The 21956-nt window shown below is 70.7% G+C and carries 20 protein-coding genes and 1 pseudogene; 16 read left to right on the top strand and 5 right to left on the bottom strand.

All coding sequences use genetic code 11. From position 1 onward, the window contains the following. Window positions 1-332 precede the first annotated feature (332 nt). On the top strand, window positions 333-1775 hold the full coding sequence (locus tag AB0I16_RS26370) for a VCBS repeat-containing protein (RefSeq protein WP_363252051.1): 1443 nt from the start codon (window positions 333-335) through the stop codon (window positions 1773-1775). Between the two features lie 100 nt (window positions 1776-1875). On the opposite strand, the gene AB0I16_RS26365 is transcribed toward AB0I16_RS26370, so the two are convergent. Beyond that, entirely contained in the window at window positions 1876-4158 is a 2283-nt protein-coding gene (locus AB0I16_RS26365; protein WP_363252050.1) for a (Fe-S)-binding protein, read from the bottom strand. A gap of 373 nt (window positions 4159-4531) precedes the next feature. Here AB0I16_RS26365 and dnaK point away from each other — a divergent pair, with 373 nt between their 5' ends. The 5 genes from dnaK to AB0I16_RS26340 all read left to right on the top strand — a co-directional run bounded on the left by dnaK (window position 4532) and on the right by AB0I16_RS26340 (window position 9432). Further along, a complete protein-coding gene (dnaK, locus tag AB0I16_RS26360; protein WP_363252049.1) occupies window positions 4532-6391 on the top strand; it encodes a molecular chaperone DnaK in 1860 nt (619 codons plus the stop codon). After that, entirely contained in the window at window positions 6391-7098 is a 708-nt protein-coding gene (grpE, locus tag AB0I16_RS26355) for a nucleotide exchange factor GrpE (protein WP_363252048.1), read from the top strand. Before dnaK ends, grpE begins: the two co-directional genes overlap by 1 nt. A 33-nt stretch (window positions 7099-7131) precedes the next feature. Beyond that, window positions 7132-8328 (top strand): molecular chaperone DnaJ, encoded by a 1197-nt coding sequence (gene dnaJ, locus AB0I16_RS26350; protein ID WP_363252047.1) that lies wholly within the window; start codon window positions 7132-7134, stop codon window positions 8326-8328. A gap of 1 nt (window position 8329) precedes the next feature. Next, the gene (locus AB0I16_RS26345) at window positions 8330-8791 is read left to right on the top strand and encodes a helix-turn-helix domain-containing protein (protein ID WP_062774569.1); all 462 of its coding nucleotides are present in this window, start codon (window positions 8330-8332) and stop codon (window positions 8789-8791) included. 137 nt (window positions 8792-8928) lie between these two features. Then, window positions 8929-9432, top strand: a complete 504-nt coding sequence (locus tag AB0I16_RS26340) for a hypothetical protein (RefSeq protein ID WP_363252045.1) — start codon at window positions 8929-8931, stop codon at window positions 9430-9432. A 7-nt stretch (window positions 9433-9439) separates the two neighbouring features. Here AB0I16_RS26340 and AB0I16_RS26335 read toward each other — a convergent pair whose 3' ends face one another. Then, a complete protein-coding gene (locus tag AB0I16_RS26335; protein WP_363252044.1) occupies window positions 9440-10429 on the bottom strand; it encodes a helix-turn-helix transcriptional regulator in 990 nt (329 codons plus the stop codon). Window positions 10430-10560: 131 nt separating this feature from the next. Between AB0I16_RS26335 and AB0I16_RS26330 the strand changes: the two genes are divergently transcribed. Then, entirely contained in the window at window positions 10561-10737 is a 177-nt protein-coding gene (locus tag AB0I16_RS26330; protein WP_363252043.1) for a hypothetical protein, read from the top strand. Continuing rightward, window positions 10734-11081, top strand: a complete 348-nt coding sequence (locus tag AB0I16_RS26325; RefSeq protein ID WP_363252042.1) for a hypothetical protein — start codon at window positions 10734-10736, stop codon at window positions 11079-11081. Before AB0I16_RS26330 ends, AB0I16_RS26325 begins: the two co-directional genes overlap by 4 nt. A gap of 141 nt (window positions 11082-11222) precedes the next feature. On the opposite strand, the gene AB0I16_RS26320 is transcribed toward AB0I16_RS26325, so the two are convergent. Continuing rightward, window positions 11223-11657 carry a pyridoxamine 5'-phosphate oxidase family protein gene (locus AB0I16_RS26320; RefSeq protein WP_363252041.1) on the bottom strand — a complete coding sequence of 145 codons (435 nt, stop codon included), beginning with the start codon at window positions 11655-11657 and terminating at the stop codon, window positions 11223-11225. A 150-nt stretch (window positions 11658-11807) separates the two neighbouring features. Here AB0I16_RS26320 and clpB point away from each other — a divergent pair, with 150 nt between their 5' ends. Continuing rightward, complete coding sequence (gene clpB, locus AB0I16_RS26315) at window positions 11808-14432, top strand: ATP-dependent chaperone ClpB (RefSeq protein ID WP_363252040.1); 2625 nt, start codon at window positions 11808-11810, stop codon at window positions 14430-14432. Window positions 14433-14508: 76 nt separating this feature from the next. Beyond that, on the top strand, window positions 14509-15048 hold the full coding sequence (locus AB0I16_RS26310; protein WP_363252039.1) for a YbjN domain-containing protein: 540 nt from the start codon (window positions 14509-14511) through the stop codon (window positions 15046-15048). Between the two features lie 94 nt (window positions 15049-15142). Here the strand turns inward: AB0I16_RS26310 and AB0I16_RS26305 are convergent, their stop codons facing one another. Beyond that, entirely contained in the window at window positions 15143-16336 is a 1194-nt protein-coding gene (locus tag AB0I16_RS26305; protein ID WP_363252038.1) for a pyridoxal phosphate-dependent aminotransferase, read from the bottom strand. Between the two features lie 812 nt (window positions 16337-17148). Between AB0I16_RS26305 and AB0I16_RS26300 the strand changes: the two genes are divergently transcribed. The 6 genes from AB0I16_RS26300 to AB0I16_RS26275 all read left to right on the top strand — a co-directional run bounded on the left by AB0I16_RS26300 (window position 17149) and on the right by AB0I16_RS26275 (window position 21798). Beyond that, the gene (locus tag AB0I16_RS26300) at window positions 17149-17673 is read left to right on the top strand and encodes a DUF2617 family protein (RefSeq protein WP_363252037.1); all 525 of its coding nucleotides are present in this window, start codon (window positions 17149-17151) and stop codon (window positions 17671-17673) included. Window positions 17674-17801: 128 nt separating this feature from the next. After that, the gene (locus tag AB0I16_RS26295) at window positions 17802-18689 is read left to right on the top strand and encodes an SRPBCC family protein (protein ID WP_363252036.1); all 888 of its coding nucleotides are present in this window, start codon (window positions 17802-17804) and stop codon (window positions 18687-18689) included. A gap of 25 nt (window positions 18690-18714) precedes the next feature. Continuing rightward, a complete protein-coding gene (locus AB0I16_RS26290) occupies window positions 18715-19509 on the top strand; it encodes an aldose 1-epimerase (protein WP_363252035.1) in 795 nt (264 codons plus the stop codon). Window positions 19510-19519: 10 nt separating this feature from the next. Continuing rightward, the gene (gene pyrE / locus AB0I16_RS26285) at window positions 19520-20065 is read left to right on the top strand and encodes an orotate phosphoribosyltransferase (RefSeq protein ID WP_363252034.1); all 546 of its coding nucleotides are present in this window, start codon (window positions 19520-19522) and stop codon (window positions 20063-20065) included. 202 nt (window positions 20066-20267) lie between these two features. Next, window positions 20268-21290 carry a class II fructose-bisphosphate aldolase gene (gene fbaA, locus AB0I16_RS26280; RefSeq protein ID WP_363252033.1) on the top strand — a complete coding sequence of 341 codons (1023 nt, stop codon included), beginning with the start codon at window positions 20268-20270 and terminating at the stop codon, window positions 21288-21290. A 94-nt stretch (window positions 21291-21384) separates the two neighbouring features. Next, a complete protein-coding gene (locus AB0I16_RS26275) occupies window positions 21385-21798 on the top strand; it encodes a DUF3151 domain-containing protein (protein ID WP_363252032.1) in 414 nt (137 codons plus the stop codon). A 58-nt stretch (window positions 21799-21856) separates the two neighbouring features. On the opposite strand, the pseudogene AB0I16_RS26270 reads toward AB0I16_RS26275, so the two are convergent. Next, window positions 21857-21956, bottom strand: a pseudogene (locus AB0I16_RS26270) (IS481 family transposase); the annotation flags it as partial.

The following is a 21956-nucleotide window of genomic DNA, read 5'->3' as shown; positions in this document are numbered from 1 at the left end:
ACCGCCGCGTCCCGCACCTCGTACCCCGGCACCGCGCATGCCCCTCACCCATCCCGAAAGCCTCGGCGGACAACAACCAGCCCATGATGCTCTCGCTCCGCGCGCGGGATAAGGGCCGCGGGGTGCTGTCTGCGTCACGTCGGCCCGGCGGCCCGGCAGTGGCGCGGGCAGTGGCGCGGACACCGGCACGGGCCTGACACGGGCATAGGCGTGGCCCTGGCCCTGGTCGTGGTCGGGGCCCTGGCCCTGGTCGTGGAAATCCGTACAACCGTTCCAGCGCACCGGAGGTCTTGAACGCGTATCTCTGATCGACTTCTTAGGGGGAACCGGACGTGCGACGCCACATCCGTCACGCCATCGCGATCGCCGCGGCGGCCACCACGCTCGCCGGAGGGCTGCTGGCCGCCGGCGGCACCCGGGCCGAGGCCGCCGCCGCAGGCCCCGCGGCCACCCGGTACTCCGACGACTTCAACGGCGACGGCTACCACGACCTGGCCCTCGGCGCCCCGGACGCCGGCGTGGACGTCACCGGCACGGACGGGGCCACCACGAGGCTGGGCGCCGCCGGCTACGTCACCGTCTCGTACGGCGGCAAGTACGGTGCGCAGAAGACCGGCCTGCGCGCCCTCACGCAGAACAGCCCCGGGGTGCCGGGCGACGCGACCGGGAACGCGCGGTTCGGGCAGGTCCTCACCAGCGGCGACTTCAACGCCGACGGCTACGCGGACCTCGCCGTGGGCACGGCGGACGAACAGGTCGGCCTGCTCTGGGGCAGCGCCGCCGGCCTCAAGGGCGGCACGCGGATGGCCGACCCCCTGAACCGGCACGGCTTCGGCGCGGTCCTGAAGGCCGGTGACTTCACCGGCGACGGCAAGACCGACCTGGTCGTCGGCTACTCCACCTCGCTGCGCCTCTTCAAGGGCCCCTTCAAGGCCGACGGCACGCCCGCCTCGACGCAGAAGATCGAGATCGGCCGCGACTACCCCGTCTACGACGAGGCGGCCCAGGACAAGATCGCCGTGGGCCGCGTCAACAAGGGGTCCATCGACGACCTCGTCGTGCTCGGCGAGAGGCACACGCGGGGCCGCATCCTCCTCGGCGGGGCCTCCGGCCTGCGCTTCACCCCGGTCACCGTGCGCGGCGGCACCAGCGTGGCCGTCGCGGACCTCGACAAGGACGGCTACGGCGACATCGCGGTGGGCGACGGGGAGTCGGTGCTCGACACCGAGAAGGACGCGGGCGTGGTCCGGGTCAACTACGGCTCGTCCGCGGGCGTGGACCCGGACCGCGGCATGCGGATGTTCACCGAGGACAGCCCCGGCATCCAGGGCGGCGTGCGGCGGGGCGACCGGTTCGGCCAGTCCGTCACCGCGGCCGACCTCGACCGGGACGGTTACGCCGACCTGGTCGTCGGCGCTCCCGGTGAGGGGAAGCCCGACTGCGAGGAGTGCGGGAACACCGGCGGTGGCCTGTACGTCCTGAAGGGGACGTCCAGGGGCCTCACCGGCACCGGTTCCGCGTTCTACGCCTACGACGCGCCCGGCCTGCCGACTCCCGCCGGCGTCTACCGCGTCCCCGCGCGGCTCAAGGCGACCGACCTGAACAACGACAAGCAGCCCGAGATCGCCGTCCCGGTCCGGGCGGCCTCGCCGCAGGTCTGGTCGGTCGGCACGAAGTCCGGCAAGCTCGCCGGTTCCTCCTCCACGCGCGTCGTGCGGCCGCCGGTCGACTCCGCGGTCGGCACGGGCCCCGAGTTCGGCGTGCTCGCACGCTGACGGCTTGCCGTCCCCCGTCCCCGGGAGCGGCCGGCGGAACGCGACAGGCCGGCCCCGCCCGAGGGCGGGACCGGCCTGTGCGGACGGGACGCGGTGACGGTTACTTCACCGGCTCCGGCTCCGGCGCGTCCGTCGTCTCCTCGTCGCCCGCCGGGTCGACCGGCGTCTTCACCGAGTCGAGCAGGAGCTGCGCGACGTCCACGACCTGGACGGACTCCTTCGCCTTGCCGTCGTTCTTCTTGCCGTTGACCGAGTCGGTCAGCATGACCAGGCAGAACGGGCAGGCGGTCGACACGATGTCGGGGTTCAGCGACAGCGCCTCGTCGACCCGCTCCGTGTTGATGCGCTTGCCGATGCGCTCTTCCATCCACATCCGGGCGCCGCCGGCGCCGCAGCAGAAGCCGCGCTCCTTGTGGCGGTGCATCTCCTCGTTGCGCAGCCCGGGGACCTTGCCGATGATCTCGCGCGGCGGCGTGTAGATCTTGTTGTGGCGGCCCAGGTAGCACGGGTCGTGGTACGTGATGATGCCCTCGACCGGGGTCACCGGGACCAGCTTGCCCTCGTCCACCAGGTGCTGGAGGAGCTGGGTGTGGTGGATGACCTCGTAGTCGCCGCCGAGCTGCGGGTACTCGTTGCCGATCGTGTTGAGGCAGTGCGGGCAGGTGGCGACGATCTTCTTCGCCGACTTCGGCTTCGCCGACTCGGGCGTCACCTTGCCGTCGTCGTCGAGCTCCTCGCCGAACGCCATGTTCAGCGCCATGACGTTCTCCTGGCCGAGCTGCTGGAACAGCGGCTCGTTGCCGAGGCGGCGGGCGGAGTCACCGGTGCACTTCTCGTCACCGCCCATGATCGCGAACTTGACGCCCGCGATGTGGAGGAGCTCGGCGAACGCCTTGGTCGTCTTCTTGGCGCGGTCCTCCAGGGCTCCCGCGCAGCCGACCCAGTACAGGTACTCGACCTCGGTGAGGTCCTCGATGTCCTTGCCGACGACCGGCACCTCGAAGTCGAGCTCCTTGAGCCACTCAAGGCGCTGCTTCTTGGCGAGGCCCCAGGGGTTGCCCTTCTTCTCCAGGTTCTTGAGCATCGTGCCCGCCTCGGACGGGAACGCGCTCTCGATCATCACCTGGTAGCGGCGCATGTCGACGATGTGGTCGATGTGCTCGATGTCGACCGGGCACTGCTCGACGCAGGCGCCGCAGGTGGTGCAGGACCACAGGACGTCCGGGTCGATGACGCCGTTCTCCTCGACCGTGCCGATCAGCGGGCGCTCGGCCTCGGCGAGGGCCTCGGCGGGGACGTCGGCCAGCTGCTCCGCCGTCGCCTTCTCGTCGCCCTCCATCGTCTTGCCGCCGCCCGCGAGCAGGTACGGGGCCTTGGCGTGCGCGTGGTCGCGCAGCGACATGATCAGGAGCTTGGGGGAGAGGGGCTTGCCCGTGTTCCACGCGGGGCACTGCGACTGGCAGCGGCCGCACTCGGTGCAGGTGGAGAAGTCCAGCAGGCCCTTCCAGGAGAACTGCTCGACCTGCGAGACGCCGAAGACGGCGTCGTCGGCCGGGTCCTCCCAGTCGATCGGCTGTCCGCCGGACGTCATCGGCTGGAGCTCGCCGAGGGCGGTGCCGCCGTTCGCCTCGCGCTTGAACCAGATGTTCGGGAAGGCCAGGAAGCGGTGCCAGGCCACGCCCATGTTGGTGTTCAGGGCGACGACGATCATCCAGATGAAGGAGGTCGCGATCTTCAGTCCGGCGAAGAAGTACGTGAGGTTCTGGAGGGTGGCGGTGTCCATGCCCTCGAACCAGGAGACCACCGGGTACGAGATGAAGAACGACGCCTCGTAGGAGTCGACGTGGTGCTGGGCGCCCTCCAGGGCGTGCAGCGTGAAGATGCAGACGCCGACGATGAGGATGACGGTCTCGACGAAGTACGCCTGGCCGGTCTTGGAGCCCGCGAAGCGGGACTTGCGCCCCGGCTTGTCGGGGCGGTTCAGCTGCCGGATGACGATCAGCGTGAGGATGCCGAGCACGGTCATGGTGCCGATGAACTCGACGAACATGTTGTACGGCGCCCAGTCGCCGATGACCGGCAGCATCCAGTCGGCCCGGAAGAGCTGGCCGATGGCGTTGACGATCGTCAGCAGCAGCGAGAAGAAGCCCACCGCCACGAACCAGTGCGCGAAGCCGACGATGCCCCACTTGTTCATGCGGGTGTGGCCGAGGAACTCCTTGACCACGGTGACGGTGCGCTGCCAGGGGTTGTCGGTCCGCAGCCCGGCCGGCACGGGCTGGCCGAGCCGCACGAACCGGTAGATCTGCACGATGGCACGGCCGAACAGCGCGACGCCGACCGCGATTAGGACCAGCGACACGATGATCGCGGCGAGTTGCATTTGGGGCTCCTCGGGCCTGCGAGGCGAACTATTACGCGGACTATTACGCGGGACTATTACTAAGCGGTAACTTATGCAGTCCGTCTGAGACTACCCATTTAAGCGGCCCCGCTGCACCCGGCAACGCGGTGATCTGCGTCGCTCAGGCCACCCTTGCCGCGCCTCACGTCCGAGGTGCGCCCCGCCAGGGGCGCGGGGAACTGCGCGACCAGCCACGACGCGCCCGCAGTCGAGAAGAACCCGGAGACCCCCAGGTTGCGCGTAAGCAAGGGATAAGAGTTGAGCCCCCCAGACTCACTTCTGTTGACGCCGGCGCAGCGACCATGCATGCTTGAGTCAGATCCACTCAAGAAGTACACCTGGAGGAACCGAAATGGCACGTGCGGTCGGCATCGACCTGGGCACGACTAACTCCGTCGTCAGCGTTCTGGAAGGCGGCGAGCCCACCGTCATCACCAACGCCGAGGGCGCCAGGACCACGCCGTCCGTCGTCGCCTTCGCGAAGAACGGCGAGGTGCTGGTCGGCGAGGTGGCCAAGCGGCAGGCGGTCACCAACGTCGACAGGACCATCCGGTCGGTCAAGCGCCACATGGGCACCGACTGGAAGGTGGACATCGACGACAAGGGATTCAACCCCCAGCAGATCTCGGCGTTCATCCTGCAGAAGCTCAAGCGCGACGCCGAGGCGTACCTGGGCGAGAAGGTCGCCGACGCGGTCATCACCGTCCCGGCGTACTTCAACGACTCGGAGCGCCAGGCCACCAAGGAGGCCGGTGAGATCGCGGGCCTGAACGTCCTGCGCATCGTCAACGAGCCCACCGCCGCCGCCCTCGCCTACGGCCTCGACAAGGACGACCAGACCATTCTGGTCTTCGACCTCGGTGGCGGCACCTTCGACGTCTCGCTGCTTGAGATCGGCGACGGCGTCGTCGAGGTGAAGGCCACGAACGGCGACAACCACCTCGGTGGTGACGACTGGGACCAGCGCGTCGTCGACTACCTGGTCAAGCAGTTCAACAACGGCCACGGCGTGGACCTCTCCAAGGACAAGATGGCGCTCCAGCGCCTGCGCGAGGCGGCCGAGAAGGCCAAGATCGAGCTGTCCTCCTCCACGGAGACCACGATCAACCTGCCCTACATCACGGCCTCCGCCGAGGGCCCGCTGCACCTGGACGAGAAGCTCACGCGCGCCCAGTTCCAGCAGCTCACGTCCGACCTCCTGGAGCGCTGCAAGACGCCGTTCCACAACGTCATCAAGGACGCGGGCATCCAGCTCTCCGAGATCGACCACGTCGTTCTCGTCGGCGGCTCGACCCGCATGCCCGCCGTCGCCGAGCTGGTCAAGGAGCTGACCGGCGGCAAGGACGCCAACAAGGGTGTGAACCCGGACGAGGTCGTCGCCATCGGCGCCTCGCTCCAGGCCGGTGTCCTCAAGGGCGAGGTCAAGGACGTCCTGCTCCTCGACGTGACCCCGCTGTCCCTCGGCATCGAGACCAAGGGCGGCATCATGACCAAGCTCATCGAGCGGAACACCACGATCCCGACGAAGCGCTCCGAGATCTTCACGACGGCCGAGGACAACCAGCCGTCCGTCCAGATCCAGGTCTACCAGGGCGAGCGCGAGATCGCGGCGTACAACAAGAAGCTCGGCATGTTCGAGCTGACCGGCCTCCCGCCGGCCCCGCGCGGCGTCCCGCAGATCGAGGTCTCCTTCGACATCGACGCCAACGGCATCATGCACGTGACCGCGAAGGACCTGGGCACGGGCAAGGAGCAGAAGATGACCGTCACCGGCGGCTCGTCGCTGCCGAAGGACGAGGTCGACCGCATGCGCCAGGAGGCCGAGAAGTACGCGGACGAGGACCACGCCCGCCGCGAGGCCGCCGAGTCCCGCAACCAGGGCGAGCAGCTCGTCTACCAGACGGAGAAGTTCCTCAGCGACAACGCGGAGAAGGTCCCCGCCGAGGTCAAGACCGAGGTCGAGGAAGCCGTCGGCGAGCTGAAGGAGAAGCTCAAGGGCGAGGACACGGCCGAGATCCGCACCGCCACCGAGAAGGTCGCCGCCGTCTCGCAGAAGCTGGGCCAGGCGATGTACGCCGACGCCCAGGGCGCGCAGGCCGCGGGCGGCGCCGAGGGCGCGGCCCCCGGCGGCGAGCAGGCCAAGGACGACGACGGTGTCGTCGACGCCGAGATCGTCGACGACGAGAAGGACCAGAAGGGTGGCGCCGCCTGATGACCGAGGAGACCCCGGGCTTCGGCGAGAACGCCGAGAAGTCTGACGTCCCCTCCGGCGCCACCTCTGACGACGCGGCGCCGAAGGCCGCCGAGCCCTCCAGCGAGGAGGGCCCGGCGGCCCCGGCCGGGGACACGGAGAGCAAGACGTCCGCGCAGGACGCCGGCCTGACCGCCCAGCTGGACCAGGTGCGCTCCGCGCTCAACGAGCGCACCGCGGACCTCCAGCGGCTGCAGGCCGAGTACCAGAACTACCGCCGTCGGGTGGAGCGCGACAAGGTGTCGGTGAAGGAGATCGCCTCGGCGAACCTCCTGTCCGAGCTCCTGCCGACCCTCGACGACATCGGCCGCGCCCGTGAGCACGGCGAGCTGGTCGGCGGCTTCAAGTCGGTCGCCGAGTCGCTCGAAACGGTCGTCGCCAAGCTGGGCCTCCAGCAGTTCGGCAAGGAGGGCGAGCCCTTCGACCCGACGATCCACGAGGCCCTGATGCACAGCTACGCACCGGATGTCACCGAGACGACGTGCGTCGCGATCCTGCAGCCGGGGTATCGCATCGGCGAGCGCACCATCCGCCCCGCGCGGGTGGCCGTCGCCGAGCCGCAGCCCGGCGCGCAGACCGTCAAGGGCGACGAGGCCGAGGGCTCCGCGGCCTCCGCGGCCGCGGAGAAGACGGACGAGAAGGAGACCGGTGGCCCGGACGAGGGCTGAAGGTCACGACATGAGTGAGGAGGGACGTCGGGGATGAGCACCAAGGACTTCATCGAGAAGGACTACTACAAGGTCCTCGGCGTCCCCAAGGACGCCACCGAGGCCGAGATCAAGAAGGCGTACCGGAAGCTCGCCCGCGAGAACCACCCGGACGCCAACAAGGGAAACGTCAAGGCGGAGGAGCGCTTCAAGGAGATCTCCGAGGCGAACGACGTCCTCGGTGACCCCAAGAAGCGCAAGGAGTACGACGACGCGCGTGCTCTCTTCGGCAACGGCGGGTTCCGGCAGGGCCCCGGGGCCGGCGGCGGATCGTTCAACTTCGACCTGGGCGACCTCTTCGGAGGCGGCGCCCAGGGCGGAGGCGGCGGCGGTGCGGCCGGCGGCTTCGGGGGCGGCCTCGGTGACGTCTTCGGGGGCCTGTTCAACCGCGGCGGCGCGGGTGCCGGAGCCGGCACGCGTACGCAGCCGAGGCGCGGCCAGGACATCGAGTCCGAGGTCACGCTGAGCTTCACGGAGGCGGTGGACGGCGCGACGGTGCCGCTCCGCATGTCCTCCCAGGCGGCCTGCAAGGCCTGTTCCGGCACCGGCGACAAGAACGGCACGCCCCGCGTGTGCCCGACCTGTGTCGGCACGGGCCAGGTGTCGCGGGGCGGCGGCGGCGGTTTCTCGCTGACCGACCCGTGCGTGGACTGCAAGGGCCGGGGCCTGATCGCCCAGGACCCCTGCGACGTCTGCGGCGGCTCGGGACGCGCCAAGTCGTCCCGCACCATGCAGGTGCGCATCCCCGCGGGCGTCTCCGACGGCCAGCGGATCAGGCTGCGCGGCAAGGGCGCCCCGGGTGAGCGCGGAGGCCCCGCCGGCGACCTGTATGTCGTGGTGCACGTCGACAGTCACCCGGTCTTCGGCCGCAAGGGCGACAACCTGACGGTCACGGTGCCGGTGACGTACCCGGAGGCGGCCCTCGGCGGCGAGGTGAAGGTGCCGACGCTCGGCGGCCCGCCCGTCACGCTGAAGCTGCCGTCCGGCACGCCCAACGGACGTACGATGCGGGCCCGCGGCAAGGGCGCGGTCCGCAAGGACGGCACCCGGGGCGATCTGCTCGTGACGGTGGAGGTGTCGGTCCCGGCCGACCTGTCCGACTCCGCGAGGGAAGCCCTGGAGTCCTACCGCGAGGCGACCGCGGGCGACGACCCGCGGGCAGACCTGTTCAAGGCCGCGAAGGGAGCATGAGATGGACGGCCGTCGTCGACAGTCCGGATTCAGTAGCGCGTATCAACTCACCGACGAGACGCCGGTGTACGTCATCTCGGTGGCCGCCCAGCTCAGCGGCCTCCACCCGCAGACCCTGCGGCAGTACGACCGCCTGGGTCTGGTCTCCCCGGACCGCACGGCGGGCCGCGGCAGGCGTTACTCCGCCCGTGACATCGAGCTGCTCCGCACGGTGCAGCAGCTGTCGCAGGAGGAGGGCATCAACCTCGCCGGCATCAAGCGGATCATCGAGCTGGAGAACCAGGTCGCCGCGCTCCAGTCGCGCGTCGCGGAGCTGTCCGCGGCCGTGGAGGGGGCAGCCGCCGCGATGCAGCAGCGCGAGGCGGCGGTGCACGCCTCCTACCGCCGCGACCTCGTGCCGTACCAGGACGTGCAGCAGGCGAGCGCGCTGGTGGTCTGGCGGCCCAAGCGGGCTACGGACTGAGTCCGGCGGGCAGTTCCGCCGTCGCGCCGGGGCCGGGAGGTGGGAACCTCCCGGCCCCGGCGCACGTTGCGTACTGTCGACCTGAAGTGATCATTCGTGCCGGGGGAAGCGGTACCGGGGGAAGCGGGTAGTTCGTCATGGCCATGGTGGGACTGTTCTGGATAGCCGAGGGCGACGTGTACGTGGGCGCGAAGCCGTCGGGCCTCTCCGCCGGGGTACGGCTGACCCCGGAGGGTGTGCTCGCCCTCGGTGAGGCGCAGTCCGGGCTGCTGCTCTGGGAGGACGTGCGGTCGCTGACCGTCGACGACGTCCCCGTCAAGACGCTGAAGCGCCATGTCGGCGCGGCGGTCGACATGGTCCTGACGCTGAGCCTCGGCGGCCACGACGAGGCGCCGCTGATGACGTTGCGGGTCGGCGGCCCCGGGGGCGAGACGGAGCTGACGGCGTACACCGCGGCGGCGATCGGCTACTCCCAGCGGGAGTACGACCTCTCCCGCGCGCTCCTGGCCCGCCTGACGGAGGGCGCGGCCACCCTGCACACGACGCTGGCCGCGATGTCGGACTGGGGCCGCCGCCACGAGGGCGGCACCCCGCGCACGGCGGAGCGGGAGGCGCTGCTCACGCGGTGGGTGACGGGCTGAGGGGCCGTCACCTGGGGCGGCCCTGGTCGAGGATGCCCGACTGGGCGATGAGGTAGCCGAGCTGGGCCCTGCTGCCGCTGCCGAGGGCGGCGGCGATCTTGGCTATGTGGGCGCGGCAGGTGCGGACGTTCATGCCGAGCCTGCGCGCGATGGCCTCGTCGACGTGGCCCTCGATGAGGAGCTTGGCGATGGAGCGCTGGACGCCCGTGATCCCGTCCGTGGACGGGGCGTAGGGCACCTCGTCGAGCAGCGGTGTCGCCTTGCTCCACTGGTGCTCGAACACCTTGGCCAGGTACTCGACGAGGCCGGGGTGGCGGAGTTCGAGGGCGACCTGGCGGTCCTCCCGTGCGGGGATGAGCGCCACCGTGCGGTCGAAGATCATCAGCCGGTCGATCAGCTCTTCCAGGGTTCTGATGTGCACGTTGCCGCTGGCCATGCGCGCCGCGTACGCCAGGGTGCCCTGGCTGTGCCTGACCGTGTGCTGGTAGAGGGTGCGCATGGTGATGCCCCGGTCGAGCACGGTCTGGCCGCGCTGCAGCGCCACCGTGAGGGAGTCCTCGCTGCGGCCGCCGCCGGGCTGGGCGGTGAGGATCTCGTAGCGGCATTCGGCCGTGGCACGCTCGATGGCGGCGTCGATGTGCCCGTCGTTCTCCAGCACGGTTATCGAGTGGCCCGTCGGTTCCGTGCGCGCGGTGATGGCCATGAATGGCTCGAACAGATCGGTCAGCTGTACGGCGAGCCGCCGTCGGTCCTGTATTTCCCGTTCGATCGGATTGAGGCGTTGTGCGAGGGCCGCCGACGCGGGGATCGGGCGCAGCCAGTCGCCGTCGTCCGGGTCGGGGTGCAGCAGGTTGGATTCGAGCAGGCAGGGCGCGTTCTCGGCCTCCCGCCGCGCGAGGCGGCCACTGCTCAACGCGCTGGCGTAAAGCTTCGCACCCTCGTCGCAGAGCGGGGTCGAGGGGTGGGGATGTGCCGGTTTAGTGCTTGTTGTAATCAAATCTCCACCCCCCAGGGTCCTGAACGTGCAGGAACATGATGCATCGACCCTGTGGCTTTGACGTGCTCAATTGAGACATCGTCTTCTTGTGCCGGGGGAGAGGAACCTACCAAGTGAGGACGAAGCCGATCATGTTTAAGCGCATGCTTCGCTCGGTGCTTGTCACCACCTTCTCCGCAGGGCTGGCTTTGGGCGGGGTAACCATTCTCGATCTCTCCTGGAACAGCCAGCCGGCGGACGTCTCGACGGTGGCCGTACCGAACTCGGATCTGTCGTGGAATGTGCTCCCGAAGGGCGGCCGGGCGTGAGCACTCCCCCCGACGACCGCACCTTCCGCCGCGAGATGGCCACGGCCTACCGCTCCGGTTGGCACTTCATCGACCTGGTGACCGCGATCCCCCATCGCGGTGACTCGTTGATGGTGACCCTGCTCGGTGAGCCGATCGTCGTCACCCGTGACGACGAGGAGGAGATCCGCGCCTACCGGTGCCTGCGGCGGCCGCGAGGGGCGCCCCAGCCCGTGCGGTGTGCCATCAGGTACGGCATGGTCTTCGTCAACCTCGACCGGCGCGACCACCGGATCGTCGGTGGTCCTGGCCCGGACGAGGCCGACGTGTCCGACAGCATCACAGCCACCCCCCGCAGTGCCTGACGCGATTCCCCCGTCGTTGTAAATCGCGCAGGTACTTCCCCCAGCAGCGGCGCCACCGTGGACCTGAACACGGTGGCGCCGCTGTGGTGTGCGCGCGTTCTCACCCGCGCGCGCCGCCGTGCCGTCCCACGCCGTGCCGTCTCACGCCTTGCCCATCGCCCGCGTCACCCGGATCTCGATCAGTACGCGCTCGGGGTTCGGGGACGGCCTGCGCCCGTAGCGCTCCTCGTAGCGCAGTTCCGCCGCCCCGATCAGCGCGGGCTCCGTCCTGACCGTCGCGACGCCCTCCAGCGTGGCCCAGCGGCGCCCCTCGAACTGGCAGACCGCCACCCGCGCCCCCGCGCCGTCCTCGCCCGCCGCCGCGAGGACGTGCGCGACCTTCCTGCTCGTCCGGCGCGCCAGGACCCGCGCGACGCCCGCCTCCGGGTCGTACGTCACGCCGACGGGCACCACGTGCGGGCTGCCGTCGGGGCGCGGCGTCGTCAAGGTGCACAGGTGGCGTTCGCGCCAGAAGCTGAGGTAGGGCTCGGGCGGATCGCGCGGGTCGACCTGTCTGCTCGGTGGATGCGTGCTCATGGTCCGGAACATAGCCGCCCGGCCTTACCGCTCCTGCCTTGAGTGGAATAGACTCAACTTTGTGCACGTTGACCTAGTCAGTGTGGACGGGCGGTACGGGGTACTCGTAGGCCCGGGTGAGTGGCTGGACCGTAAGGAGGAGAGGCGCACGTGGACGCAGAGCTGACCAACAGGAGCCGGGAAGCGATCAACGCGGCCGGTGACCGCGCCGTGCACGACGGGCACGCGGACCTGACGCCCGCGCACCTGCTGCTGGCGCTGCTGGAAGGGCGGGACCGCAGGGACAACGAGAACATCACCGACCTGCTCGCGGCGGTCGAAGCCGACCAGGCGGCCGTGCGCGCCGAGACCGAGCGGATTCTCGCCGCGCTGCCCAGCGTGACCGGGTCCACCGTGGCCCCGCCGCAGCCCAACAGGGAACTCCTCGCCGTCATCGCCGACGCCTCGCGGCGCGCCAAGGAGCTCGGGGACGAGTACCTCTCGACCGAGCACCTGCTGATCGGCATCGCCGCCAAGGGCGGACAGGCCGGTGAGGTGCTGGCGAAGCACGGGGCCACCGACAAGAAGCTGCTGGACGCGTTCGAGACGACAAGGGGAGGGCGCCGGGTGACCACACCCGACCCCGAGGGCCAGTACAAGGCCCTGGAGAAGTTCGGCACCGATTTCACCGCCGCGGCCCGCGAGGGCCGGCTCGACCCGGTCATCGGGCGGGACCAGGAGATCCGGCGGGTCGTCCAGGTGCTGTCACGGCGTACGAAGAACAACCCCGTGCTCATCGGCGAGCCCGGCGTCGGCAAGACTGCCGTCGTCGAGGGCCTCGCGCAGCGGATCGTGAAGGGTGACGTACCGGAGTCGCTGAAGAACAAGCGGCTCGTCTCCCTCGACCTCGGCGCGATGGTCGCGGGCGCCAAGTACCGCGGCGAGTTCGAGGAGCGGCTCAAGACCGTCCTCTCCGAGATCAAGGAGAGCGACGGGCAGATCATCACCTTCATCGACGAGCTGCACACCGTCGTCGGCGCGGGCGCGGGCGGCGACTCCGCGATGGATGCGGGCAACATGCTCAAGCCGATGCTGGCCCGCGGCGAGCTGCGCATGGTCGGCGCCACGACGCTCGACGAGTACCGCGAGCGGATCGAGAAGGACCCCGCCCTGGAGCGCCGCTTCCAGCAGGTGCTCGTGGCCGAGCCGTCCGTCGAGGACTCCATCGCGATCCTGCGCGGGCTCAAGGGGCGGTACGAGGCGCACCACAAGGTGCAGATCGCCGACAGCGCCCTGGTGGCCGCGGCGACCCTCTCCGACCGGTACATCACCTCGCGCTTCCTGCCCGACAAGGCCATCGACCTCGTCGACGAGGCCGCGTCCCGCCTGCGCATGGAGATCGACTCCTCCCCCGTGGAGATCGACGAGCTCCAGCGCGCCGTCGACCGGCTGCGCATGGAGGAGCTGGCGCTCAGCAAGGAGACCGACCCGGCGAGCAAGCAGCGCCTGGAGAAGCTGCGGCGCGACCTCGCCGACAAGGAGGAGGAGCTGCGCGGGCTGACCGCCCGCTGGGAGAAGGAGAAGCAGTCCCTCAACCGCGTCGGCGCCCTCAAGGAGAAGCTGGACGAGCTGCGCGGCCAGGCCGAGCGCGCCCAGCGCGACGGCGACTTCGACACCGCGTCCAAGCTGCTCTACGGCGAGATCCCGGCCCTTGAGCGCGACCTGGAGGCCGCCTCCGAGGCCGAGGAGGAGGCCGCGCAGGACAAGGACACCATGGTCAAGGAGGAGGTCGGCCCGGACGACATCGCCGATGTCGTGGGCTCCTGGACCGGCATCCCCGCGGGCCGTCTCCTCGAAGGGGAGACGCAGAAGCTGCTGCGCATGGAGGACGAGCTCGGCAAGCGGCTCATCGGCCAGACCGAGGCCGTGCGGGCCGTCTCCGACGCGGTGCGGCGCACCCGCGCGGGCATCGCCGACCCCGACAGGCCCACCGGCTCCTTCCTCTTCCTCGGCCCGACGGGCGTCGGCAAGACGGAGCTGGCCAAGGCCCTCGCGGACTTCCTCTTCGACGACGAGCGGGCCATGGTCCGCATCGACATGAGCGAGTACGGCGAGAAGCACAGCGTGGCCAGGCTGGTCGGCGCACCCCCCGGCTACGTCGGCTACGAGGAGGGCGGCCAGCTCACCGAGGCGGTGCGGCGGCGCCCGTACAGCGTCGTGCTGCTCGACGAGGTGGAGAAGGCGCACCCCGAGGTCTTCGACGTCCTGCTCCAGGTGCTCGACGACGGGCGCCTCACCGACGGCCAGGGGCGGACGGTGGACTTCCGCAACACCATCCTGGTCCTGACGTCCAACCTGGGCAGCCAGTTCCTGATGGAGCCCCTCTCCTCGGAGGAGGAGAAGCGCCAGCAGGTGCTCGAAGTGGTGCGGGCCTCCTTCAAGCCGGAGTTCCTCAACCGGCTCGACGACCTGGTGGTCTTCTCGGCGCTCAGCAAGGACGAGCTGGCGCACATCGCCCGGCTCCAGATCGACCGGCTCGCCAAGCGCCTCGCCGAGCGGCGCCTCACCCTGGACGTCACGCCCGAGGCGCTGGCCTGGCTGGCGGACGAGGGCAACGATCCGGCCTACGGGGCGCGCCCGCTGCGCCGCCTCATCCAGACGTCGATCGGCGACCGCCTGGCCAAGGAGATCCTGGCGGGCGAGGTCAAGGACGGCGACGTGGTCCGCGTGGACCGCTTCGAGGACGGCCTCGTCGTGGGCCCGGCCACGGGGGCTCCGGCGGGCAAGTCGCTGTGACACGGCGACCCGGGCTTGCCCCGGGGGGCCCATCCTGGGAGAGGATGGGCCCCATCCATACGAAGGGACACAGCACGTGAGCATCGACCCGTCCTCGATTCCGAATTTCGGGGGCCAGCCCGAGCCGCAGCAGGGAGCAGGACCGGCGGGCCCCGTCGTCCCCGACCAGGACCTGGTCAAGCAGCTACTGGACCAGATGGAGCTCAAGCACGTCGTCGACGACGAGGGTGACCTCGCGGCGCCGTGGGAGGAGTTCCGCACGTACTTCATGTTCCGTGGCGAGGACGACCAGCAGGTCTTCTCGGTGCGGACGTTCTACGACCGGCCGCACCAGATCGAGCAGAAGCAGCAGCTCCTGGAGTCGATCGACGACTGGAACCGCCGGACGCTGTGGCCGAAGGTCTACAGCCACACGCACGACGACGGCACGGTCCGCCTGATCGGCGAGGCCCAGATGCTGATCGGCACCGGGGTCTCCCTGGAGCACTTCGTGTCCTCGACCGTCAGCTGGGTGCGCGCCGCGATCGAGTTCGACCGCTGGCTCGTCGAGCAGCTCGGCCTGGAGTCGGATGTCGACTCCGCCGAGGGCGAGAAGCCGGGCGACGACGAGGCCTAGGCTGCGGGGGCCCGGAGGGCCCGTGACATGCGGGAGCCCGTAGGGGGCGGTGTGCGCCCCCTACGGGCTCCCGTCGTGCCGTGGCCGTGCCGTGTCAGCCCGCGAGCGCCTTGCCGAGCCGGGAGACCGCCTCCTCAAGGACGGCGGTGCGCTTGCAGAAGGCGAAGCGGACGAAGGGGGCGCCCTCCTCGCGGTGGTCGTAGAAGACGGCGTTCGGGATGGCCACGACGCCGGCGCGCTCGGGCAGGGCGCGGCAGAAGGCGAAGCCGTCGGTCTCGCCCAGCGGGCGGATGTCGGTCGTCACGAAGTACGTGCCCGCCGGGCGGTAGACGTCGAGGCCCGCGGCCGCCAGGCCGTCGCTGAGCAGGTCCCGCTTGGCCCGCATGTCCGCCCGGAAGTCCGCGAAGAAGGAGCCGGGCAGCGCGAGCGCCTCGGCGACCGCGTACTGGAAGGGCCCGGAGGCCACGTAGGTGAGGAACTGCTTCGCCGAGCGGACCGCCGCGACGAGCTCCGGCGACGACGTCACCCAGCCCACCTTCCAGCCGGTGAACGAGAACGTCTTGCCGGCGGACCCGATGGTGACCGTGCGCTCGCGCATGCCGGGGAAGGACGCGAGCGGGATGTGCTCGGCGTCGTCGAAGACGAGGTGTTCGTAGACCTCGTCGGTGACGACGAGCAGGTCGCGCTCGACGGCGAGCCGTGCGATCTCCGCCAGCTCGGCCCGGGTGAGGACCGTGCCGGTCGGGTTGTGCGGGGTGTTCAGGAGCAGCAGCCGGGTGCGGGGCGTGACGGCGTCGCGCAGCTCGTCCAGGTCGAGGCGGAAGCGGCCTTCACGGGGCCGCAGCGTGACGGGCACGCGCGTGCCGCCCGCCAGCGCGATGGAGGCGGCGTACGAGTCGTAGTAGGGCTCCAGGGCGATGACCTCGTCGCCCGGCTCGACCAGGGCGAGCAGGGACGCCGCGATGGCCTCGGTCGCGCCCGCCGTCACGAGGACCTCGCGGTCGGGGTCGTACGCCAGGGAGTAGCGGGACAGCTGGTGCTCGGTGACGGCCGTGCGCAGTTCGGGGACGCCGGGGCCCGGCGGGTACTGGTTGCCGCGGCCGTCGCGCAGCGCCCGCACCGCCGCCTCCCTGACGGTCTCGGGTCCGTCCGTGTCCGGGAAGCCCTGGCCCAGGTTGATCGCGCCCGTGGTCACCGCGAGGGCGGACATCTCGGCGAAGATCGTCGTACCGAACTCGGTCAGGCGGCGGTTGAGCAGCGGGCGCCCGCTCCCGGATGTGGAGGTCATGGCCGCCATCCTGCGCCGAACCTCTGGAGTTCCTCAACTCTGCTTTGGGGCGCGGCGGGCCGGGGCATCCCCCTGTCACGCGAGACGGCGAGGCCCACGGGGGGACCCGCTGCGGGGGAACGGGAAGGAGCGTGGTGGCCGTGATCGTGGCCTTCATCTTCGCCGGAGTGCTCATCTCGGTGCTGGCCGTGGTGGCCGGGCGCCGGAGCGGCGGCAGGAGGCGCCCGGGCGTGCGGGCGGGCTCGGGCGCCACGTCGGGCGGTGCGGGGGGCGGCAGCTGGTGGGCCGGCGACTCGGGCGGCGGCCACTCCTGCGGTGGCGGCTCGTCCTGTGGTGGCGGATCCTCGTGCGGGGGCGGATCGTCCTCGTGCGGAGGTGGCGGGGGAGGGTGCGGCGGAGGCAGCTGACACGGGGCAGCTGGTCCACCGGTCCCACGGAGCGCCCGGCGGGGGCAGATCCCGCCGGGCGCTTCTACGTCGGGGGGGGCGCGAGGACGGTGGCCGCGCGTCGCGTCGGAGCGGTGGGGGCATGCTCGCCGAGCCGTGTCGAACGGGTGGCATTGAACTGATGAACTGCGCGGTCCCCCAGGGGATGGAAAGGCCACGAAGTTGGGTAAAAGTGCTGTGGCAGTGTCGTCGACCATGATTCCCTCTTCCATCAGCACCGCCCTCTGAGGTCCGTCACACGTTTCAGGGTCCGATTCCGGGACATCCGTAGGTGACGTGCTCGTGGGCACGAGCCGGTATTTCGGTGTCCCGGGTCCGATCCGGTGCGCCGGTCCCACTTCCATTGCGTGTTAGCGGAGCCGACCCATGCTCACGACCTTGAAGACTGTCTATTCCGACACGCGCGCCGAGGACCTCGCATGGGCCCTCGGCCGCGAGCCTTTGCCCGCGCTCGCCACCCTGGACCTCGAACTGGCGGACACGAAACTGGAGTTAAGGCTGCTCGGCGCCTCGCACCAGGTCCTCCTGGAGCAGGAACACGGCAGTTGTTCCGAGACCGTGGCCTGTATCCCCGGCAGCAGTACGCCGCTGCCGCTGGGCGTCTCCAAGCGCGTGGGCGAGTGGGAGTACGAGTTCGCCGCCCGCGTCGAAAGGCTTTCGCGCGGCCAGTTCGCCGGCCGCGCCCAGGAATTGCTCGCACTCGTCGCCGAGCACCCGCACGGTCTGGCCGGTGTCTTCCCCGGCAGCCCGCACGCCTTCACCGCCCTGCTCGCGCAGCGGCACGAGGATTCGGTGATGTGGCGGACCTGGCACGCCTATCCGCAAGAGGGCCAGTTGGTGGCCACGCGGACCCGGGTGGGCGTCCGGATGCCGCTGCCCGCCATGCTCTGAACCCGGCCGGGCCGGGCGGGCCGGGGCCCGTGGCGTTCACCCTGGTGCGTCCGCGTTACGCGAACCGACGTACACGCTGCGCCGAACCACCGCACATGGCGGCGGGCACGTGGGTAGGCTCGATTGTCATGGAGCATGAGGTGTTCGTTCCGGTTCCGGCGGCGCGTCTGGGACAGGTCCTCGCGGACCCCGAGAGGGTCGCGGGGGCGGTGCCGGGCCTGCAGCGCGACGCGGAGAGCACGGCGGGTCCGCTCGCCGGGCGCCTGAAGGTGCGGGTCGGCGGGCACTCGATCACGTACCGCGGGTCCGCCACGGCCGGTGCCCGCGGTGACGGGACGTACGCCATCGAGGGCGAGGGGGCCGAAGTGCGCGGCTCCGGTTCCGTCCGGTTCACGCTGACCGTGCGGATCGAGCCGGCCGCGGCGGGGGCGAACCTCGTCTTCGGCGGGACGGCTGCCGCGGACGGGCGCATCACCGAGGAGAACACCTCCCAGGCGGTCGATTCGGCCGTGCTGCGGCTCCTCGACCGCTTCGCCGAGGGGCTCGCGGCGGCGGCGCCCGCCGACTCCGGGCCACCGGAGGGCCCCACAGCGGACGACGGGGTGGACGGCGACGACCCGGGCGACGCGCTCGACCTCGACGATCTCGATGAGCTGGGCGAACTGGGTGAGCTGGGTGAGCTGGGCGGAGTGACCGGGTTCGACGGTGCCGACGGGCCGGAGCGGCTCGACGAGATGGACGACGTCGAGAATGTCGAGGACATCGAGAACGTCGAGGACATCGAGAACGTCGAGGACATCGACGTACCGCCCGCCGAGGCCGCGCACGCCCGCCGCACCATGATCGGCCGCAGCGCCGAGGAGGTCGACCACGCCCCGCCCCGCGGCCGGTACGCCCCCGCGCCCGCCCCCGAGGCGCTCGTCGCGGGCGCCACGCTCCGCTGGGCCGCGCCCGCGGCGGCCCTTGCGGTGGCATCGGCCATCGTGGTCGGCAGGGCCCTGCGCCGCCGCCGCTGACCGCCGACGCCGTAGGGTCGGCTCCGTGAGCAACGAAGACGTGATCCTCACCGCGGGCGACGCGGAAGTGACGGTGCAGCCGGGCAACGGCTGCCGCATCGGAAGTCTGCGCATCGGCGGCGTCGAGCTGCTGCGGCAGGGCCAGAAGTACGGCTGCTTCCCCATGGTGCCGTGGTGCGGACGGATCAGGGACGGCCGGTTCCGCGACGGGGCGGCGGTCCACCAGATGCCGCTGAACTCCCCGCCGCACGCCATCCACGGCTTCGCGCGGGACGCCGGGTGGCGCACGGCCCGCACGTCCGCCACCGAGGCCGTCTTCACCTATGACCTCACCGACCCCTGGCCCTACCCGGGGCGCGTCACGCAGATCGTGGAGCTGGCCGAGGAGAGCCTGACGCTGCGCCTGGGCATCGAGACGTACGGCGACTCCTTCCCCGCGCAGGCGGGCTGGCACCCGTGGTTCAACCGCTCCCTGGAGGGCGGCGGCGACCCCGTGCGCATCGACTTCACCCCCGCCTGGCAGGAGGAGCGCGGTGAGGACCACCTGCCGACCGGCCACCGGACCGACCCGAAGCCCGGACCGTGGGACGACTGCTTCGGCATGCCCGACGGCGTCGACGTCACGCTGACCTGGCCCGAGCGGCTTGAGGTCGCCGTCAAGAGCCGCGAGCAGTGGGTCGTCGTCTACGACGAGCAGGAGGCCGCGGTGTGCGTGGAGCCGCAGACCGGGCCGCCCGACGGGCTCAACACCGACCCGCGCCTGGTCACCCCCATCGAGCCCCTGGAGACGGCGACGACCTGGAGCTGGCGTCGGCTTTAAGCTTCTGTGCATGACTGACGTACGCGGCGAGCTGCTGCAGCAGATCAAGGACAAGGCCGTCGTGCACGGCAAGGTGACGCTCTCCTCCGGCCTGGAGGCCGACTACTACATCGACCTCCGCCGGATCACCCTCGACGGTGAGGCCGCCCCGCTGGTCGGCCAGGTCCTGCTGGACCTGACCGCGGACCTCGACTTCGACGCCGTGGGCGGCCTGACCATGGGCGCCGACCCCGTCGCGGGCGCGATGCTGCACGCCTCCGCCGCGCGCGGCAAGCGCCTGGACGCCTTCGTGGTCCGCAAGGCCGCCAAGGCGCACGGCTTGCAGCGCCGTGTCGAGGGCCCCGACATCAAGGGCCGCCGCGTCCTGGTCGTCGAGGACACCTCCACCACCGGCGGCTCCCCGCTGACCGCCGTCGAGGCCGTCCGCGAGGCGGGCGCCGAGGTCGTCGGCGTCGCCACCATCGTGGACCGCGCCACGGGCGCCGGCGAGAAGATCACCGAGGGCGCGGGCGTGCCGTACCTCTTCGCGTACTCCAAGGACGACCTCGGGCTCTGAGCGCCTGTCTTTGAACCCTCGCCTGCGCCCCGACGCCCGGCACGCCCGCACTCCGCGCGGACGACGGGGGTTCAAAGACAGGCTCTGAGAGCCGGACGCCTCCGGACCGCGGAGTCTGGAAGGATGGGGGCGACAATGTCGTCGCCCCCAGGTCAGGGTCAAGCAGCACAGCACCCACCCGCACATCACAAGGAGCGGACACATGCCCATCGCAACTCCCGAGGTCTACAACGAGATGCTCGACCGGGCGAAGGCAGGCAAGTTCGCCTACCCGGCCATCAACGTGACGTCCTCGCAGACCCTGCACGCCGCGCTGCGCGGGTTCGCGGAGGCCGAGAGCGACGGCATCATCCAGATCTCCACGGGTGGTGCGGAGTTCCTGGGCGGCCAGTACAGCAAGGACATGGTCACCGGCGCGGTCGCGCTCGCCGAGTTCGCGCACATCGTCGCCGCGAAGTACGACGTGACGGTCGCGCTGCACACCGACCACTGCCCGAAGGACAAGCTGGACACCTACGTCCGCCCGCTGATCGAGGTCTCCGCCGAGCGCGTCGCGCACGGCCGGAACCCGCTCTTCCAGTCGCACATGTGGGACGGCTCCGCCGAGACCCTCGCCGACAACCTGGCCATCGGCCAGGAGCTGCTCGCCAAGGCCGCCGCCGCGAAGATCATCCTTGAGGTGGAGATCACGCCGACCGGTGGCGAGGAGGACGGCGTCACCCACGAGATCAACGACGAGCTGTACACCACCGTCGACGACGCGATCCGCACCGCGGAGGCCCTGGGCCTCGGCGAGAAGGGCCGCTACCTCCTGGCCGCCTCGTTCGGCAACGTGCACGGCGTCTACAAGCCGGGCAACGTCGTCCTGCGCCCCGAGCTGCTCAAGGACCTCCAGGAGGGCGTCGGCTCGAAGTACGGCAAGAGCTCGCCGTTCGACTTCGTCTTCCACGGCGGCTCGGGCTCCACGGCCGAGGAGATCTCGACCGCGCTGGAGAACGGCGTCGTCAAGATGAACCTCGACACCGACACCCAGTACGCCTTCACGCGGCCCGTCGCGGACCACATGTTCCGCAACTACGACGGTGTCCTGAAGGTCGACGGCGAGGTCGGCTCGAAGAAGACGTACGACCCGCGCACCTGGGGCAAGCTGGCCGAGGCCGGCATGGCCGAGCGCGTCACCGAGGCCTGCGCGAACCTGCGCTCCACGGGCACGAAGCTGAAGTAGCACCCGCGTCGGGCTCGTTCCCCACGCGTGCGTGAAGGCCCCGGGTCACCCACCCGGGGCCTTCGCCGTACCCGTATGCCGCAGACTGGGTCCCATGGCCATTCACAAGGATCTGCTCGGGGGACCGCCCCCGACCCACCTGCCCGACGACCCGGAGCCGCGCGAGCTCCTCGCGAACGGCGCGGACCCCTCCGACGTCGCCGCGAAGTACCCGACGTCCTCGCTCGCGTGGGCGCAGCTCGCCGACGCGGCGTACGAGCGCGGCAGCGTCGTCGAGTCGTACGCGTACGCCCGTACGGGCTACCACCGCGGCCTCGACGCCCTGCGCCGCAGCGGCTGGAAGGGCCACGGCCCCGTGCCGTGGGAGCACGAGCCCAACCGCGGCTTCCTGCGGGCGCTGCACGCCCTCGCGCGGGCCGCGCAGGCGATCGGGGAGCAGGCGGAGTACGAGCGCTGCGCGGGCTTCCTGCGGGACTCCTCGGAGACCGCGGCGGAGACGCTGGGCTAGTCCGGCGTCCCCGGTGCCCGGGCGGGCCCGCGGCAGCACACCGCGGGCCCGCCACGCCCTAGCTGTATTGACCCGCAGGGTTGTTGACGCGGTTGATGGGCGGCTGGCCGCCGAGTGCGGTGTGGCAGCGGTGGTGGTTGTAGGTGTGGAGGAAGTCT

Source organism: Streptomyces sp. NPDC050703, assembly GCF_040654435.1.
Taxonomy (GTDB): domain Bacteria; phylum Actinomycetota; class Actinomycetes; order Streptomycetales; family Streptomycetaceae; genus Streptomyces.
This window is presented reverse-complemented; position numbering and strand designations above follow the sequence as displayed.